At 34.3% G+C, this 18509-nt stretch carries 22 protein-coding genes; 3 read left to right on the top strand and 19 right to left on the bottom strand.

Annotation, left to right across the window (positions count from 1 at the left end; translation table 11 throughout):
* Nucleotides 1–16 precede the first annotated feature (16 nt).
* Nucleotides 17–1117, bottom strand: coding sequence for a Glu/Leu/Phe/Val dehydrogenase dimerization domain-containing protein (locus LAU42_RS06200; RefSeq protein WP_224182776.1), 1101 nt, complete (start codon nt 1115–1117; stop codon nt 17–19).
* 166 nt (nt 1118–1283) lie between these two features.
* Here LAU42_RS06200 and LAU42_RS06205 point away from each other — a divergent pair, with 166 nt between their 5' ends.
* Nucleotides 1284–1544 (top strand): DUF2627 domain-containing protein, encoded by a 261-nt coding sequence (locus tag LAU42_RS06205; RefSeq protein WP_224182777.1) that lies wholly within the window; start codon nt 1284–1286, stop codon nt 1542–1544.
* Here LAU42_RS06205 and LAU42_RS06210 read toward each other — a convergent pair.
* The 15 genes from LAU42_RS06210 to LAU42_RS06280 all read right to left on the bottom strand — a co-directional run bounded on the left by LAU42_RS06210 (nt 1541) and on the right by LAU42_RS06280 (nt 14829).
* Entirely contained in the window at nt 1541–2263 is a 723-nt protein-coding gene (locus LAU42_RS06210) for a glycerophosphodiester phosphodiesterase (RefSeq protein ID WP_224182778.1), read from the bottom strand. The two genes, LAU42_RS06205 and LAU42_RS06210, sit on opposite strands and share 4 nt — an antisense overlap.
* Nucleotides 2260–2937 carry a response regulator gene (locus LAU42_RS06215; protein ID WP_224182779.1) on the bottom strand — a complete coding sequence of 226 codons (678 nt, stop codon included), beginning with the start codon at nt 2935–2937 and terminating at the stop codon, nt 2260–2262. The genes LAU42_RS06210 and LAU42_RS06215 overlap by 4 nt, the downstream gene beginning before the upstream one ends.
* Before the next feature lie 12 nt (nt 2938–2949).
* Nucleotides 2950–4617: a DNA repair protein RecN gene (recN, locus tag LAU42_RS06220; RefSeq protein ID WP_224182780.1), complete on the bottom strand. Its 1668-nt coding sequence runs from the start codon at nt 4615–4617 to the stop codon at nt 2950–2952.
* Nucleotides 4618–4629: 12 nt separating this feature from the next.
* A complete protein-coding gene (gene ahrC / locus LAU42_RS06225) occupies nt 4630–5082 on the bottom strand; it encodes a transcriptional regulator AhrC/ArgR (RefSeq protein ID WP_224182781.1) in 453 nt (150 codons plus the stop codon).
* An 80-nt stretch (nt 5083–5162) separates the two neighbouring features.
* The gene (locus LAU42_RS06230) at nt 5163–5996 is read right to left on the bottom strand and encodes a TlyA family RNA methyltransferase (RefSeq protein ID WP_224182782.1); all 834 of its coding nucleotides are present in this window, start codon (nt 5994–5996) and stop codon (nt 5163–5165) included.
* Nucleotides 5983–7866, bottom strand: a complete 1884-nt coding sequence (gene dxs, locus LAU42_RS06235) for a 1-deoxy-D-xylulose-5-phosphate synthase (protein WP_224182783.1) — start codon at nt 7864–7866, stop codon at nt 5983–5985. Before dxs ends, LAU42_RS06230 begins: the two co-directional genes overlap by 14 nt.
* A gap of 146 nt (nt 7867–8012) precedes the next feature.
* A complete protein-coding gene (locus LAU42_RS06240) occupies nt 8013–8867 on the bottom strand; it encodes a polyprenyl synthetase family protein (RefSeq protein WP_224182784.1) in 855 nt (284 codons plus the stop codon).
* The gene (gene xseB, locus LAU42_RS06245) at nt 8857–9060 is read right to left on the bottom strand and encodes an exodeoxyribonuclease VII small subunit (RefSeq protein ID WP_224182785.1); all 204 of its coding nucleotides are present in this window, start codon (nt 9058–9060) and stop codon (nt 8857–8859) included. Before xseB ends, LAU42_RS06240 begins: the two co-directional genes overlap by 11 nt.
* A gap of 12 nt (nt 9061–9072) precedes the next feature.
* Nucleotides 9073–10401 carry an exodeoxyribonuclease VII large subunit gene (gene xseA, locus LAU42_RS06250; protein WP_224182786.1) on the bottom strand — a complete coding sequence of 443 codons (1329 nt, stop codon included), beginning with the start codon at nt 10399–10401 and terminating at the stop codon, nt 9073–9075.
* 7 nt (nt 10402–10408) lie between these two features.
* Nucleotides 10409–10801: a transcription antitermination factor NusB gene (nusB, locus tag LAU42_RS06255; RefSeq protein WP_224182787.1), complete on the bottom strand. Its 393-nt coding sequence runs from the start codon at nt 10799–10801 to the stop codon at nt 10409–10411.
* A gap of 42 nt (nt 10802–10843) precedes the next feature.
* On the bottom strand, nt 10844–11191 hold the full coding sequence (locus tag LAU42_RS06260) for an Asp23/Gls24 family envelope stress response protein (RefSeq protein WP_224182788.1): 348 nt from the start codon (nt 11189–11191) through the stop codon (nt 10844–10846).
* A gap of 87 nt (nt 11192–11278) precedes the next feature.
* On the bottom strand, nt 11279–12628 hold the full coding sequence (accC, locus tag LAU42_RS06265; RefSeq protein ID WP_224182789.1) for an acetyl-CoA carboxylase biotin carboxylase subunit: 1350 nt from the start codon (nt 12626–12628) through the stop codon (nt 11279–11281).
* Between the two features lies 1 nt (nt 12629).
* Complete coding sequence (gene accB / locus LAU42_RS06270) at nt 12630–13076, bottom strand: acetyl-CoA carboxylase biotin carboxyl carrier protein (protein WP_224182790.1); 447 nt, start codon at nt 13074–13076, stop codon at nt 12630–12632.
* A gap of 118 nt (nt 13077–13194) precedes the next feature.
* Entirely contained in the window at nt 13195–13752 is a 558-nt protein-coding gene (efp, locus tag LAU42_RS06275) for an elongation factor P (RefSeq protein WP_224182791.1), read from the bottom strand.
* A 24-nt stretch (nt 13753–13776) separates the two neighbouring features.
* On the bottom strand, nt 13777–14829 hold the full coding sequence (locus LAU42_RS06280) for a M24 family metallopeptidase (protein ID WP_224182792.1): 1053 nt from the start codon (nt 14827–14829) through the stop codon (nt 13777–13779).
* A 94-nt stretch (nt 14830–14923) separates the two neighbouring features.
* Here LAU42_RS06280 and LAU42_RS06285 point away from each other — a divergent pair, with 94 nt between their 5' ends.
* Nucleotides 14924–15514 (top strand): DUF6376 family protein, encoded by a 591-nt coding sequence (locus LAU42_RS06285; RefSeq protein ID WP_224182793.1) that lies wholly within the window; start codon nt 14924–14926, stop codon nt 15512–15514.
* Between the two features lie 156 nt (nt 15515–15670).
* Here LAU42_RS06285 and LAU42_RS11950 read toward each other — a convergent pair whose 3' ends face one another.
* The 3 genes from LAU42_RS11950 to LAU42_RS06295 all read right to left on the bottom strand — a co-directional run bounded on the left by LAU42_RS11950 (nt 15671) and on the right by LAU42_RS06295 (nt 18012).
* On the bottom strand, nt 15671–16570 hold the full coding sequence (locus LAU42_RS11950) for an IS3 family transposase (protein ID WP_331463387.1): 900 nt from the start codon (nt 16568–16570) through the stop codon (nt 15671–15673).
* Nucleotides 16525–17067, bottom strand: a complete 543-nt coding sequence (locus tag LAU42_RS11955) for a helix-turn-helix domain-containing protein (protein ID WP_338147625.1) — start codon at nt 17065–17067, stop codon at nt 16525–16527. Before LAU42_RS11955 ends, LAU42_RS11950 begins: the two co-directional genes overlap by 46 nt.
* 114 nt (nt 17068–17181) lie before the next feature.
* The gene (locus LAU42_RS06295) at nt 17182–18012 is read right to left on the bottom strand and encodes a lipoate--protein ligase family protein (RefSeq protein WP_224182795.1); all 831 of its coding nucleotides are present in this window, start codon (nt 18010–18012) and stop codon (nt 17182–17184) included.
* A 99-nt stretch (nt 18013–18111) separates the two neighbouring features.
* Here LAU42_RS06295 and LAU42_RS06300 point away from each other — a divergent pair, with 99 nt between their 5' ends.
* A complete protein-coding gene (locus LAU42_RS06300; protein WP_224182796.1) occupies nt 18112–18492 on the top strand; it encodes a rhodanese-like domain-containing protein in 381 nt (126 codons plus the stop codon).
* Nucleotides 18493–18509: the final 17 nt, after the last annotated feature.

The raw sequence follows: 18509 nt of genomic DNA on the forward strand, positions 1-18509 counted from the left end.
CTGTTTATAGATGATATTATCTTGATTTTCTTGATATTAAAGAATGTTCGTTTTTACTGAATGTGCTTCTGACACGCATCATCTGATCTATTCTTTCTTCAGCTAATCGTTCAGCAGCTAAAGCTGTTGTTATATTATCACGTTTTGCAATTTCAAATACTTTGTCCATCTGATCATAAATTTCATTAACTTTCTTTGTTGCACGTTCCTCATTGTAACCACTTAATTCATCAGCTACGTTAATTACGCCTCCAGAGTTAACGACAAAGTCCGGTGCATATATAATATTACGTTCTTTAAGCATCGCAGCGTGTCTCTCCATATCTTTCAACTGGTTATTTGATGAACCACATACTGCTTTAACTTTCAATTGTGGAATCGTTTCATCGTTAAGAATCGCTCCAAGCGCACATGGTGCAAAAATATCCGCTTCAACTGAGTAAATCTCTTCGGGTTTCACAGCAGTTGCACCAAAGTCATTTACAGCCCTGTCGATTGATTCCTGGAAAATATCCGTAACAATTAATTTTGCACCTTCTTCATGTAAATACTTACATAAAGTATAAGACACGTTTCCTACACCTTGTACAGCAATCGTCTTACCAGCAAGACTATCATCGCCAAATGCTTCTTTTGCAGTACGTTTCATCGCACGATAAACACCAAGTGCTGTTTTAGGGCTTGGATTTCCGCTTGAACCATATGATTCAGATAACCCAACAACATAATCAGTTTCTGCATAAATTGTATCCATATCATCTACTGAAGTCCCTACATCTTCAGCAGTGATATATCGACCATTCAAACTGTTGATATATCTTCCAAGCGCACGGAACAATGCTTCAGATTTATCCTTTTTAGGATCTCCAATAACAACAGTTTTTGCACCACCTAAATTTAAACCAGCTGCAGCGTTTTTATACGTCATACCTCTAGCTAATCTTAATGCATCTTCTATCGCTTCTTCCTCACTACTATATGGCCACATTCTGCATCCCCCGAGTGCTGGCCCTAGTGTAGAGTCATGAATTGCAATAATGGCTTTTAGCCCACTTGCTTTATCCTGACAAAAAACGACTTGCTCATAGTCATATTGTTCTATTGTTTCAAAGATCATTGCTATTCCCCTTTTCATTTCAATATGTATAAATCATACATACTTATTATACTTTTTTTGCGTAAATATTTCAATTTACGAAGTTTTTTATATAAAAAAATTACAGTGATTTATTATGTAATTCAATGGTATAATATTTGTATATAATTTATGAAACGGTGATATTTTGAAAAAAATTATAGCATTGATGGTGCTTGTTATACCGATTTACTTCGCAGGTCTAGGTATAAAATGGATGCGCGATGCTTTATTCGGCATACTTGTACCTGAACTTCATTACATTTGGTTGCAATTTACGATTGGATTTGTTCTGATGCTCATCGGTGTAAGTTTTGTTGGGGGATATATTCTGCATATCGAAAAGAAATCAAAACGCGCACAAGAGAAATTTATGAAGGCATCTAACAATAAAAAAACGAGACATTAGTCTCGTTTTTTTACTTGCTTTAATTTAACTGCACGTTCAACTTCGTCTGTAATAATTCCAGCTACACTACTATTTATCCACATTGCAAGTTCTTTTTCTTTATTAACTGTATAAACACGTGCTGGTAGTTCATGTTCATGAAGTTCTATTAAATGATCTACTTTAATGTGTTTCGCATTTGGGTGAATGCTCTTTATATTATTATTCGTCTTAAAGTCCCATGGTGACTCATGATATTTATCAAATAATAAAGCTGTTTCATAGTCAGAATCAATAGATTCGATCATGATAAGATTTTCTATATTGAAGCTTGATATAATAATACGATCATTCATACTATATTTTTCAAGTAGTTCGTGAAGCACAAGCTCAATCTTACCACTTTCTGCTTTAATTTCTATATTTAATAATAAGTTATAATCACGAACGATATTTAAAACGTCTTCAAGTAAAGGCACCGGCTCATCAATCACTTTAAATAATCCTGATTTAATGCGATACTGTTTGATTTCATCGTACGTCATATGCTGTACTTTTCCACGTCCGTTCGTCGTTCTGTTAATTGAATCATCGTGTATGACAACAATTTGATTATCTTTCGTTAAATGAATATCAAGCTCAAAACCATCCGCCCCGTGAATGACTGCTTGTTTAAATGCAAGCATAGAGTTTTCAGGATACTTTGCAGAATAACCACGATGTGCAAATATTAAAGTCACAGGGCACCATCCTTAATCATTTTTAAGAGTTCTCCAATCGTCGGTTTAACAAACTTTCCTTTTTCATTAAATTTCTGCTCTAGTCCATTCGACCACGCTTTCTCAATTGCATGACGGATTGAACGTTCAACATTTGCTGGCTTTACAAGATTTAGTTCGGCGATTTCTGGATACAACTTAATCGTCAATTGAATTTTGTCTTCAGGATTTTTATTTATGATAATAAGTGCATCTCTTAAATACTTTGTGCCTTTATGTTTATCATTAAAACCTAGTCGCTCTAATACTTCATCCGATTGACTTTCACCTTCTATATTACATATTTGATGAATACGATTAATAAAATTATCAAAGTTGATCGGTTTTAATATAAAATAATCGACGCCTAAAGCCATTGCCTCTGTTAGAATTGTATCTTTTCCGAAGGCACTTAAACAAATAATTTTGTAATTGTGATCCTTCGGTATATATGTTTCCAATAAGCCAATACCATCAATATAAGGTAAAATTAAATCGAGTAGAAGAAGGTCAAATTCAGTATTTTTTAACATTTCGATTGCATCTTTGCCATTATGGCACATACTCACAACTTCCATACCATATTGTTCAATGTGAGACTTTATTGATAATGCAAGTTCTCTGGAATCCTCTACTATTACAACTTTAAGTACCATTTTATCCCTCTTCTACTTAGTGTTTTGAGCTATTAATTCAGCAGCATGTTCCAATGTTAATTGTGTTACTTCTACACCAGAAATCATACGTGCAACTTCCTGTATACGCATATCTCCATCTAATTCTGTAACTGTTGTTACCGTTCTATCATCATGTTCAATCTTTTCAATGTATAAATGATGATCACTAATAGCAGCGACTTGGGGTAAATGTGATATACATATTACTTGAATGTGGTTTGAAATTTCATGCATTTTTTCAGCCATTTTTTGTGCTACTTTGCCGGAAACTCCTGTATCTACTTCATCGAATAATATTGCAGTTTTCCCTTTAGACTCTGCAAAAATACTCTTTAATGCGAGCATAATACGTGAAAGTTCTCCACCAGATGCAATTTTATAAAGGGACTTCAACGGTTCACCTTTATTTGGACTAATCATAAATTCTAACGATTCAATTCCTTCTGCTGTAGGTTCAGTCTTCACAAATGCCATTTCAAAATTTGCACTTTTCATTTCCAGATGGTGTATTTCATCCAGAATATTATCCCTTAATTGTTGTGCAACGCGTCTTCTTTCCTTACTTAGTGATGCACCATATTTCATTAATTCTTGATATAATATTTCGATTTCATTTTGTAGTTGAGATGTTGATGCTTCTAAATTTTCGATTTTATTAATCTCAATATTTAGTTCTTCTATAAATGGTATCAGTTCATTCAAAGATTTTCCATATTTTCTTTCAAGAAATTGAATTTCATTGACACGCGTCTGCATATGATTTAATTCCTGCTCATCATACTCATTGTTTGATAAAGCATCATGTAAACTATGCTTAACATCGTCTAAAATATAATAAAGTCCTTCTGTTTCCTCTTTCGCTTTTTCAAACTTTCCAGGTAATATTTGATTTACTTCACTTAACTGTGATTTAAATTCAAAAAGAAGTTCAAGTATTTTACCTTCATCATTTAATAAAGTGATAGATTTTGATAAAGCTTCATTCAATTTCTCAAAATTTTGAAGACGGTGAATATCTTCTTCAAGCTGCTCTTTTTCATCTTTGATAAGGTTTTTATCCGTCAGTTCTTTGTACTGATATTTAATTAGATCTAATCGCTGCAGTAACGCTTCATCTTTCTGTTGAAGCTGTTCAAGTTCTTTTAACTTCTCTTTATAATTAAAATATGTCGTTCTATACGTATCATATATAGAGCTATATGAATTTTCTGCGTATTCATCAAGTAACATAATATGGTACTTCGGTTTTAATAAATGCTGCGTTTCATGTTGGCCGTGTATATCAAGTAATTCCTGCATCACTTCACGCAATTCACCTAATGTTACAAGTTGATTGTTTATTTTACATAAGCTTTTGCCACTTTTAAAAATTTCACGTTTAACAAACATGAAATCATCGAGTGGAATATTTTTTTCTTCTAATAGTTGCTGAACTTTTTGGTTATCTTCGATATCAAAGACACCTTGGACAATTGCTTTTTGTTCTCCATGTCTGACCATCGTATTGCTGGCACGTACCCCAATAAGTTGTCCGATGGCATCAATAATTATAGATTTACCAGCACCTGTTTCCCCACTTAAAACCGTCAAACCATTCTTTAATTCAATTTCTAACGATTCTATAATTGCAAACTGCTGAATTGATAATGAAACAAGCATCCAATACCCCCATTATAACATGTTAAAAATTCGTTCTGTTACAGCTTCTGCCGCGTTCTTATCTCTGCATATTAATAAACATGTGTCATCACCACAAATTGTACCGATAACTTCATCCCATTCAAGTTGATCGATAATCGCTCCGATAGATTGTGCATTACCTGGTAGTGTTTTTAGCACTAGTAAATTATCCGTTCCGTCAAGCTTAACGAATGAATCCATTAAATATCGTCCAAGTTTATCAATTGGATGATATTTACGATCTCTAGGCAATGAATATACATATTTACCTTCTTTAGTCGGAACTTTAATAAGTTGCAGTTCTTTTATATCACGTGAAATTGTTGCTTGCGTAACGTTCAGATTATATTGATTCAGTTTTTCTACTAAATCTTCCTGCGTTTCAATTTGCTGGTTTGAAATTATTTCACGAATTTTTATTTGACGCATCGTTTTATTGGCCATAGTGAACCTCCATGTGCATATTTATACGGTCAATTTTAACATAAGCGCTTATTTTTGTATATTAAAAAACCACTGATAAATCAGTGGTTTATTGTATTAAATGCTACTTGTACAACTTCATCAATATACAAATCATTATGACACAATGCAGTCTTATTTGAATTTTTATCCAATGATTGCTTCACATTCTTTAAATATAATAAGTATTCAATATTGCCTTTTGTTCCTGAAATCGGTGAAAAGGTAATATCAATTGGCGTCATTCCATAATCTTCCGCGTAGTGCATCACTTTTTTAATAACATTAATGTGCGTATCTCTGTCATATACAATCCCTTTATCTACTTCATCTTTATGTGCCTCAAACTGTGGTTTTATTAATGCTACAATTTCAGCATTATGATCAACAACTTGAACTAACGTCTTAAAAATAAGTGACAATGAAATAAAGCTTACATCAATACTTACAAAGTTCGGTGATGGTTGAAATTGATCTTTCGTAACGTATCGGAAATTTGTCTGTTCCATAACCGTCACATCTGGATGTATGCGAAGTCTATAATCCAGTTGGTTTGTACCAACATCCAGTGCATATACATGTTTTGCGCCATTTTGCAGCGCACAGTCTGTAAACCCACCGGTAGAAGAACCAATATCAAGATGAACTTTGCCCTTTAGATTTAAGTTAAATGATTGAATCGCTTTTTCAAGCTTCAATCCACCACGACTAACATACTTTTTTCTTTTATCTTTAACTCTAATCTTAATCGTTTCAGGATTTATTTTCTCGCCTGCTGTGTCAATTCTAATATTATCATTGTAAATTAAACCTGCCATTATCGCGCGCATTGCACTATCTTTCGTATCATAATAGTCTTGTGAAACAAGCCATTCATCGATTCTAACTTTCTTCATTACGTAAACCTAACTGTTTAATTTCATGAATTAATGTAGATTCGTTAATCCCGATATCGTCCAATAGTAAAGATACGTCACCGTGCTCAATATATTCATCATCAATCCCAATGCGTTTTACGGTAACATCTGCGTTCAAATCAGAGAAATAATTCACAACTGATGCACCAAATCCGCCACTCAACATCGATTCTTCAACGGTAATAACAGGAATATTTCTTTTAGCGACTTCATTTAAGTATTCAACATCCATCGGTTTTATAAATCTGGCATTTACAACTTCAACATTTATGCCTTCTTTAAGCAACGTTTCATAGACTGATTCAACTAACTTTAAAGTTGGTCCAAAACTCATGACAACTACATCTGTTCCTTCATGTAATACTTCCCAGCTACCTCGTATGATAGTTTTTGGTTCACTATCAATTGTAACACCATAACCGTTACCACGAGGATAACGTATCGCGATCGGTCCATTATATTTATAAAATGCATTATGTAGTAAATGGAACGCTTCATTTTCGTCTTTTGGCATTGCAATTGTCATATTAGGCATATGTGATAAAAATGAAATATCATATACGCCTTGATGTGTTTCACCATCTGCACCAACAAGACCTGAGCGATCAATTCCAAATACGACATGAAGATTTTGGCGATCCACATCGTGTAGCATCTGATCATATGCACGTTGTAAAAACGTAGAATAGATCGCTACATAAGGCTTCATACCGTTCACAGCCATACCAGCGGCCATCGTTACAGCATGCTGTTCTGCAATGCCGACATCAAAGAATTGCTGTGGCAGTTCTTTTTGAAACTTAGTTAATTTACTACCAACTGGCATTGCTGGAGTTATCGCGGCGATTGACTTATCCTGTTCTGCAAATCGCTGCACGGTATCACTAAAAAACTGACTCCATGATGGTCCATTTGCACTACCTTTTAAAACTTCACCTGTTTCTAACTTATATGGCCCGAGTCCATGCCAAGTCCCTATCTTGTCATTTTCAGCAGGATGAAAACCTTTACCTTTTTTCGTAATCACATGCACGATAACAGGTCCATTAATACGTTTAGAAGTTAATAATGCATCTTCTAAATCTTTAAAGTTATGTCCATCTACAGGCCCTATATATTTAATGCCCAACTCTTCAAAAAATATACCGTTTACGACAAGATACTTTAAACTATCCTTTACACGGTCTGCAGAATCTCTTAATTTATGACCGCCTGGTAACTTACTTAATAATGCATCGATATCTGATTTTGCACGATTATAATTTGAATTAGTTCGAAGTCTGCCAAACATATTATGCATTGCACCCACATTAGGAGCGATACTCATCTCATTATCATTTAAAATAATTGTCATATTCGTTTTATCGTGACCGATATGATTTAATGCTTCAAGCGCCATACCACCTGTCAATGCACCATCACCGATAATCGGAATGACATCATAAGATGCCCCTTGAATATCACGTGCTTTCGCCATACCCATCGCAGCTGAAAGTGATGTTGAACTATGGCCCGCTTCCCACACATCATGTTCGCTTTCACTTAATTTTGGAAAACCACTTAATCCTTTGTATTGTCTTAACGTATCAAATTGATTCGCTCTGCCCGTTAAAATTTTGTGAATATATGCCTGATGGCCAACGTCAAATATAAGTTTATCCTGAGGACTATTAAATACTTTATGCAGGGCTATTGTGAGTTCAACGACTCCTAAATTTGCTCCGATATGGCCACCTGTTACAGAACACTTTTCGATTAAAAAAGTTCTAATATCCTGGCTTAATGATTCTAATGATTCGTATGATAAATCCTTTAAAAAGGAAGGATCTTTAATTTTTGTTACATCCATTACTTCCCCACCTACAGTCTATACTTTAGTAACCCTTATTATAACACGCTTTCGTAACACATGAAAAATAATAATCACATTTCAAGAATTAATAAACAAAAGCAATCAATAAAAGTAAAAACCAAAGCTTTTATTGATTGCTTATATTATTTATTTCTTTCAACGACATAAGTAATTAATGTTTTTAGATCGTCATTAATCGGTTGTAACGTTTCAAGCGCATCATATGTTTCAGTTAACTTATCATAAAGTAATTGCTTTGAAGCTTCAAGTCCTAAGAGTGATACATATGTACTTTTATCGTTATTTAAATCACTGCCCACTGTTTTTCCAATTTCTTCAAATGACCCTTCAACATCAAGAATATCATCTTTTATCTGGAACATTAAACCTACGTTCTTACCAATGATATTGAGTTGCTCAATTTGTGCATCATTATAATTCATTATGATACCTGCACTAACAATTGCCGCACGAATCAGCTCACCGGTTTTATTTATGTGAATTCGTTCCAGTTCATTTAATGTCAATGTTTTATGTTCTCCCTGCATATCGAGCATTTGACCATAAACCATGCCATTAGAGCCAGAAGCAGTACTTAATAAATTAATCAATGCTAATTTAATTTCTGCGTTTAACTGCGCATTTGAAATGCATTGAAAAGCATCAGTGAGCAATGCATCTCCAGCGAGTATAGCTGTTGCTTCATCAAACTGCTTATGATTCGTAAGTTTACCGCGACGATAGTCATCATTATCCATTGCTGGCAAATCATCGTGAATTAAAGAATACGTATGAATCATTTCAAGTGCAATGCCAAATGGCAAACCGTCATGTACATTGCCACCTAAACTATCTAAAGTAGTCAGAACAAGTAATGGTCTAATGCGCTTGCCACCTGCACTTAGTGAATAGTTGATTGCTTCATCCAGTCTTGATTGCGCAGGATGATATTTATTTAACAATGATTCATTAATTAAATTAAGAAAGTCACGATTCATTGTCAGTCTCTCCTGTAGTATTTAATTTTGCAATCTTATCTTCTGCTTCAGATAGCTTTAATTGGCATGCTTGAGATAATTTGACACCTTGCTCATATAATTCAATGGATTTCTCTAAACTCACCTGATCATCATCCAAAGATTTCACAATTTGTTCTAATTGCTGCATCATTTCTTCAAAAGTTTTCGCCATAATAATCTCCTCTTATTTCTTTATATTCATGACTTTCGTTTCAACGTATCCATCACTCAACTGAATGTTTAGCGTATCAGTTTCATTTAATGCTTTTACTGAGTTAATGATTTTATTATCTTTACGCGCTATTGCATAACCTCTAAGCAAAGTTTCTGAAGGACTTAATGACGATAAAAGCGCAATTTGATGATGTAACTGCTGCTGATATGTAGAAATATTGTATTTCAATGTTCGTGCCATACGCGCTTTTAAATTATCAACACGCTCATGCTGAAAGGCGAGTTTTGTTCGTAGTTGCTGTGCATTGATTTTATTTTCAAAATATTGATAATTTTTAACATGGTGATTCAGCTGATTATTTACAATCATCTTCATTCTGTTATCGAGTTCATCTACTTTTTGAAGTTTTTGCTCAACTAAAATGTTCGGATTCGTAAAAATATAATAATTTGATAAATAGTTAAGCTTCTCTCGTTTCGCTTTCAAATGATTCTGCATGTATCGTTCAAGGTGCAGATCAACCTGTTTCAACATTACTTTCAGTTCTTTGCTATCAGGTGTTGCCATTACAGCAGCTGCAGTCGGCGTTGGTGCCCTGAAATCGGCAACAAGATCGCTTAACGTCGTATCAGTTTCATGTCCAACGGCTGAAATTACAGGACTTGTGCAATTATAAATTGCCTCAACGACAACTTCTTCATTGAATGCCCATAAATCTTCAATCGAACCACCACCACGACCGACAATGATTACATCAGGATTAAGTGCATCTGCCTGTTTAATATTTTTAGCGATATCATCTTTCGCTTGCGCACCTTGGACGAGTGTAGAAATATATGTAACTTTAGCAAGTGGGTATCTTTTTTTCAGTGTCGTACGTATATCCTGTACAGCTGCACCCGTACTTGCAGTTAATACTGCAATATGCTCTGGATATTTACGTAACTGCTTTTTATGTGTTTGATCAAAATACCCTTTCGCATAAAACGCTTTTTTTAATGCTTCTAGTTTTTCATAAAGCACACCAATGCCATCTAAACGCATTTCTTCAGCGTAAACTTGGTAATTCCCTCTCGCTTCATATACGCTGATGCGACCAGTCAACAACACACTATCGCCTTCTTTCGGGTCAAATGAAAGGTGAGCTGCATCGCGTTTAAACATCATACAATTAATGACACTGCCGTTATCTTTTAACGCAAAATAAAGATGACCAGTTGAATGTCGTTTAAAATTTGACAGTTCGCCCTGAATAAAAACTTTATTTAAATATGGGTCTTTATCGAATTTCGTTTTAATATATTTTGTTAACGCACTTACAGTTAAGTACTTTTCCATACTATCACTACGCCTTATGTTTTATAATTTCACTCAGTACACCGTTAATAAATTTATAACTCTCATCATCGCTGAATTTTTTAGCTAAATTTACCGCTTCATTAACTACAACCTTTTCTGGCGCATCTGAATATAAAATTTCATATGTGCTTAATCGCAGAATAATTCTGTCTACTTTATTCAATCGATCTAAAGTCCATGATTTTAAATGCGGAGCAATTGCAGCATCGATTTGTTCACGATTTGTATTTACACCGGATACGAGTTCATTTGCAAAATGATCCTGTTTTGGAGGTTCCACGATAAAACTTGTCGCATCTTCAATTGTAATTTCATGTGCTTCATTTTCTACTTGAAATAATATTTGTATTGCATGTTCTCTTGATTCAGTTCTAGACATAAGTTTCTCCTTCAATTAAAAAGGGATGCAAGCATCCCAATATTAATTCTCTTTAAATTTTACGCTAACAATGTGAATGTTAATTTGTGATGGTTCAAGTGCCGTCATATTTCCAAGTGCTGTTTTAATGGACTGTTGTACGAGTGTCGCAGTTTTAGCGATTTTTGTACCATAATCAAACGCACAGTATGCATCAATAATAATTGCATCATCTTTCGTATCAACTTGTACACCACGTTGATTTTTTACGCCAAGTTTCTCAAGTGATTTACTCTTTTGAACGAGTGACACACCTTTAACTTCTGAAACTGCAATTGACGCGATAAGTTCAATAACGCTTGGTGCGATTTCTACCGTTCCAAGATTACCTTTTTTATTCGTTTCGATCATGACATAACCCTCCTGTCTATATCAATAACTATACCATGAATTTATTATAAAATAAAAACAGAAATAAAAAAACGCTTTACGCGTTTTTTAATCTGACAATATATTGTTTTCTTCAAGAAATTTTGTATTATAGTCATTCGAACGGAATGTTTCGTTCTGAATCAATGCCATATGGAATGGTATGGTCGTTTCAATGCCTAATATAATAAATTCAGAAAGTGCACGATATGCAGTATTCAAAGCCGTATCTCTATCCTTATCATGAACGATGAGTTTCGCAACCATCGAATCATAAAATGGTGGAATGCTGTAATTTGAATAACATGCAGAATCTATTCTGACGCCATAACCACCTGGTGCGATATACTGCGTAATTAATCCTGGCGAAGGCATAAAATTGTGATGAGGATTTTCAGCATTAATTCTGAATTCAATCGCATGACCATTAAACTTAACATCCTCCTGCGTCATCGTTAATTTTTCCCCGCGTGCAATTTTAATCTGCCATCTTACAAGGTCTGTTCCAGTTACCATTTCAGTTACAGGATGTTCAACTTGAATTCTCGTATTCATTTCCATAAAGTAAAATTGCTTCGTATCAATATCATATATAAACTCGACAGTTCCAGCACCCTCATAGTTCACTGCTTTCGCTGCATTGATCGCCGCCTGTCCCATCGCTTGACGCGTAGCTTCATCGATATATGGTGAAGGGCTTTCCTCTACAAGTTTCTGCATACGGCGCTGTATCGTACAGTCTCGTTCTCCAAAATGTAGTGTATTACCATATTGATCCGCAAGTACCTGTATTTCAACATGACGGAAATTTTCAATAAATTTCTCTAAGTATAATCCTTTGTTACCAAATGCAGTTTCTGCCTCCTGTTCAGTCATACGGTACCCATCACGTAACTCCGCTTCGTTTCTGGCTACACGTATACCCTTTCCGCCACCACCGGCTGTTGCTTTAATAATGACCGGATATGTCATAGACTCAGCTAGTGAAACTGCACTTTCAATATCTTTAAGTAATCCGTCACTTCCTGGCACAACAGGTACACCTGCTTTTATCATTTCTTTTTTAGCGACATCTTTAATCCCCATCTTACCAATAGACTGATGGCTCGGTCCGATAAATTTAATCTGACATGCTTCACACATCTCAGCAAAATTAGCATTTTCTGCAAGAAACCCGTAGCCAGGGTGAATACCGTCGCATCCAGTACTGCTTGCAATCATCAATATATTCGGAATATTTAAATACGAATCTTTAGATTGCTTCGGACCAACACAATAAGCTTCATCAGCGATTTGTGTGTGCAATGCATCTTTGTCTGCTTCTGAATATATTGCAACTGACTGGATACCTAAGTCTTTTAATGCGCGAATTATACGAACAGCAATTTCTCCACGATTTGCAACAAGTACTTTCTTCATATTATTTCACCTTAAATAGTGGTTGCCCGTATTCAACCATTTGTCCGTCTTCAACTAATATTTCAACAATTTCACCGCTTACTTCTGCCTGTATCTCATTGAATAATTTCATCGCCTCTAATATACAGACGATGCTGTCATTACTTACTTTGTCCCCTACTTTAACGTATGGATCTGCTTCTGGAGAAGGTGACTTATAAAATGTTCCAACCATTGGTGCATTAATTGTCATACCAGTTTCAGTAACTTCAGAAGTTTCAGGAGCCTCCTGCTGAATTACAGGTACAGTATTTTCTTTTATTTCCTGTACCGGTACTGATGCCTGCTGTACAATTGTTTCTTTTTCTTTTTTAAGTTTAAGTTTTAAATCTTTATCTTCATAATTTAATTCAGTTAAGTTTGAAGCATCAATCATTTCAACTAATGCTTTTATTTGATCAAGGTTCATAAAATACTCCTTTATACATAGTTTTAAGACTAGCTACTAATCCATTTTAAACTAGTGGTCTGACCAATTCAACAATAAAATAAAAAAGACATGTATAAAACATGTCTTTCTCATTCGATTATCCACGTGATACGTATGAACCATCCGTTGTATTGATGATTAATAAATCACCTTCGTTAACGAATAAAGGTACATTCAATGTGTAACCAGTTTCGACAGTTGCAGCTTTCGTTGCACCTTGAGCAGTATCACCTTTAATACCAGGTTCTGTCTCAGTCACTTGTAATGTTACTGTGTTTGGTAATTCAACACCTAACGTTTCTCCTTCATACATTTGAATATGAACTTCCATGTTCTCTTTTAAGAACTTTAATTCATACTCAATTGTGCTTTCAGGTAATTCTAATTGTTCATAAGATTCGTTATCCATAAATACATGCTGATCACCTGAAGCATATAAATATTGCATACGTTTATTGTCGATTTGCGCTTTACCTACTTTTTCACCAGCACGGAATGTTTTTTCCTGAATCGCACCAGTACGTAAGTTACGTAACTTAGAACGTACGAATGCCGCACCTTTACCTGGTTTAACGTGCTGGAATTCCATAACACGCCAAATACCATTATCTACTTCAATTGTTAAACCTGTTTTAAAATCGTTTACTGAAATCATGAATTTTCCTCCTCAATTTACCTACTATAAAATAATAAGGTCTTTTGTTGAATGTGTAAAGCGCTTTAGTCCATTTTTAGTGACCAATACGTCATCTTCTATACGCACGCCACCTAAACCTTCTACATATATACCCGGTTCTAATGTAATGCACATGTTCTCCTCCAGTACAGTATCACAACGCGATGATAAAATCGGACTTTCATGCACTTCTAACCCGATACCATGTCCGAGACTATGGCCGAACTGTTCACCATAACCGTGACTTGCAATAACATCTCGCGCAATTTTGTCAGCGTCTTTCGCTTTCATACCAATGGTAATTTCATTTAAAGCTTTAAGTTGTGACTCTAAAACGATGTTGTATATTTTGACCATTTCTTCTTTCGGTTCACCGACAGCAATAGTACGCGTTATATCTGATATATACCCATTATATAGTGCACCGTAATCAAACGTAATCATTTCACCACTTTCGATTACTTTATTACTTGCAACACCGTGTGGCAATGCACCACGTACACCAGAAGCTACAATTGTATCAAATGACGAGCTCGTGGCACCCAGTTCTCTCATTTTCATCTCAATCATATTATTCAGCTGCATTTCAGTCATACCAGGCTTTGTTATCTTTAATATATAATCAAACGTTTCATCAGCGATATTTGCTGCTTTTTGAATAATTTCAATTTCATCAGCAGTTTTAATCATTCTGATTTTTTCTATTTCACCTGATATATCGATAAAATCAGCCGATTTACTCAGTGCAGCATAATCGTGATAAGTAATTAAATCACCTTCAAAACCGATTGATTTTATAGATAATGAATCAATAATCTCCACAATCATTTGTAGTATAGATGTTTTCTGCTTCATAATTTCAAATTGCTCAGCCTGTTGGGTCGCTTGTTCAATATATCTGAAATCTGTAATAAGAATGTTACGATCCATCGTTATTAACAGCCCCGCACTACTTCCAGTAAAACCTGATAAATATCTGCGGTTAAAAGGTGAAAGCACGACGATAGCATCTAATTGTCTTTCTCTTAAGAGGTTTCTCACTTTTTCTATTTTCATTTTATTCTCCTTTGTAGTAACATATTAACTATATTTTCTGAATATATATATGTTAACATAATATATAGGAAAACGAACCTTTAAGGAGTAATTTATGAAACATTTTAATATTATGTCGTTAATTATAGCTGCAAGTTTACTTTCAGCGTGTGGAAACAATGCCCAAAACGATTTAGCGACACAGGAAGCGGATTTAAAAAAAGAAGTAAAAGATTTAAAAACTAAAGTTGAAGATGAAAAAACAAATCATATTACGAAGAAAAATACATTAAACGCTACAAGTAATGAATTAAAACAGCAGGACAAGTCAATAGTTATGACAAACAGTGACTATATGTCATATTTTAATACATATGCTACAAATTTAGGGCTTGCAATTAAAGACTACTCATCAATAGAAGATAGCCTAACAAATAATGATGCGCAATCAAAAGATGAACTAAAATCGATTCACGAAGATGTTAAAAGTACAATAGAGCAGTACGATGACCATTTCAAAAAAACAGATCCACCTGCAACATTTGCTGACGTTCACAAACAAGTTGAAGATGCAAATACGCATATAAAAGAAGCGATGGATGAAATCAATGATGGCTATCAGAACAATGATAATAAGAAATTACAGGACGGCAAAACGAAATTACATAATGCGATTGATACATTTAATAAAATTACGATAAAATAAGAGATTGAGACATAAGTCTCTATCTTCTTTCGATTAATAGACGAAACGGCGGAACAAAAGTTGCCACTACGACAAAAACCGAACAAAACTATAAATCAAAGTGTAGTGAACCCTAAAAGTTAGACTATTTGGAATGGAGAAATCCATTCCATTTTTTTATGCAATTTTTACATTTAGTCTACTTTCTCTGAACCCTATCGGGCTCTTCCATTCTAATTTTGATTTAATTCGCTTATTGTTGTAATACCATATATAATTTTCAATTGCTGCTTCAAGTTGTTCATAACTTTCATAAACTTTTCCGTAGAATATTTCCTGTTTTAAAATACTGAAAAAGCTCTCCATCGGCGAGTTATCCAGACAATTTCCCTTACGGGACATACTCTGAAATATTTTATTATCTTTAAGCTTTTGCCTATATTTTTTCATCTGATAAGCCCAACCTTGATCGCTATGAAAAGTTCTTCTAAACTCACATGCATCTGTTAATGCCACAGCTTTTGTAAGTGCTGACATAATACCTTCTGCATTTGGCTTTTTGGATATACTATATGAGATAATTTCTCTATTAAACAAATCCATAAATGGGTCAAGATAAAGCTTCCCAGTACAAATTAAACCATTTTCATTAAGATAATGGTATTTAAACTCTGATGTATCTGTAGTTATTTTCTGATAGGGAATATTTGTATCAAACCTACGGTTAACCAAATTATCAGCGATACGGCCAATTTTTCCTTTGTAGGATGAATATTTTCTATTTTTTCTAGTAAATGAGATTGATTTTAAATTCAATTTACTCATGATTCTCTGAACTTTCTTGTGATTAATAATATATCCTCTATTTCTAAGTTCACCTGTAATCCTTCTGTAGCCATAATTCATGGCGTTTTCCTCAAAAATTTCCTTTATTTGATTTTCTATTTTCTGATCCTTATTTTCTTTATCAAACTGCTTCTGCCAATACATATATGTAGATTTTGGGAATTTCAGTGCTTCAAGGACAATGTTTAATTTGAAATCTTTTCGGAGCTCTTTAATGACTCTTGATTCGATTTTAGCAGTCGGTTCGGTATACTTATCCCTGAAGCTTTCAACTTTTTTATATAGGCAAGTTCAGCTCTTAAAAGTTCATTTTCATGTTCAATTTTTTTCACATAGTCACTATTACTATTATTAATTTTTTTCTTCTTCATAGATGGACTTCCTTTCTTCTTTTCAGACAATCCATCAATACCATGCTTATTATAAGCATTCACCCAAGAAGATATAAGAGATGGATTATTAATACGGAATTTGGTTGAAGTAATACTTAATGAAGCATTATTCTCTTTCATCCATCTCAGTATAACAATCTTATCCTCTAAACTGTATTTATTCTTACTTCTTTTTCTTTCTAACCCTTCAATGCCGAAGGCACTATATGCTCTATACCAATCTCTAACCATAGAGCGACTTATACCATTACGCTTACCAACAACACTGAATCCACCTGTGCCATTAATATATTCAATTACGATTTTCAGCTTGAATTCCAAATCATATTTAGCCAAATAAAACACCCCAAAAGTTAGATTTTAAGTCTAACTTTTGGGGTGCACTACAAAGAGCGATTTATTAGTTTTGCTCGGTTTTTGCTTGTGGCAGAACACTTTTTTCCCAGCCTCTTATCTTCTATTTAACCATTCTTCACTTTTATATTTCTCTATAACTATTTTTAATTCTGATTCAATCAAGTCGTTCACTTCAAAAGGTTTTAATGTAATATTTAAACCTTTCTCAAAACCTTTGTAAAAAGCATTTTCCATCATTTCTATCGTTATTGTTTCATCAGTTAAGTCGGCAATACTCACTGCTTTCGAATAAAACGTACGTTTCATACGCTCCTTTAATCGGTCGCTTGAAAAGATAAACAAGTCAAATAGCTCGTCTACATCAATAGACTGTAATATTGAACCGTGCTGCAGAATTATCCCTTTTTGTCTTGTTTGAGCACTACCGGCAATTTTTTTATTTTCTACTACGAGTTCATACCAGCTCGATGCGTCAAAACATACTGAACTTCTCGGATCTTTCAGTCGCGCTCTATCTTCCTTAGATTTAGGAACTGAAAATTGTGCATCAAAACCTAAGTTACGAAACCCTTCTAATAGACCCTTTGAAATCACTTTATAAGCAGCAGTAACCGATTCTGGCATTTTAGGGTGTGATTCAGGAACGATTACGCTATATGTTAGCTCTTTATCATGGAGCACTCCACGTCCTCCGGTAGCACGTCTTACGAGCCCATAACCACCTTCCTTTACTTTATTTAAATCTATTTCTTTCTCTAGTTTCTGAAAGTACCCAATTGATAATGTCTTCGGGTCCCAACCATAAAACCTTATAACTGGTGGTAAGTCACCGCTCGAAACTAAATTAAGTAACGCTTCATCCATCGCCATATTATAGTATGGATCATGCTTATGCGTATTGATAAATAACCATTCTTCCGTCATATTAATACCTCTTTACATTAAGACTTCATAAAAACCCTTTGAAAATAACTACTATTAAATCTATAATATATCTATGAAACAAAAAGGAGGAATACCTGTATGAATATATGGTATGTGTTAGGTATTGTTCTTCTCTTATTATTCATCTATATTCTAATTAATTACTTTATTAATCGTAAAGCTGTAACAGAATTAAGTCAAGATGAGTTTCAACAAGGGTTAAGAAGAGCACAAGTGATTGATTTACGTGAAAAAGCAGATTATGATTATGGACATATTGTCGGTGCAAGAAACATCCCGATGTCAATATTCAGAACACGTATGCTTGGTTTACGTAAAGACCAGCCAATTTATTTCGTCGATGCAAACGGTATATCAAGTTACCGTGCTGCACGCATGATGAAAAAACACGGCTATACAGACCTTTATATGCTAAAAAATGGCTATAAAAACTGGACTGGCAAAATAAAATCAAAATAATATAAACAAGGTTGAGA

Origin of the sequence: Macrococcus armenti (assembly GCF_020097135.1) — a bacterium.
In the GTDB taxonomy this organism is placed as follows: domain Bacteria; phylum Bacillota; class Bacilli; order Staphylococcales; family Staphylococcaceae; genus Macrococcoides; species Macrococcoides armenti.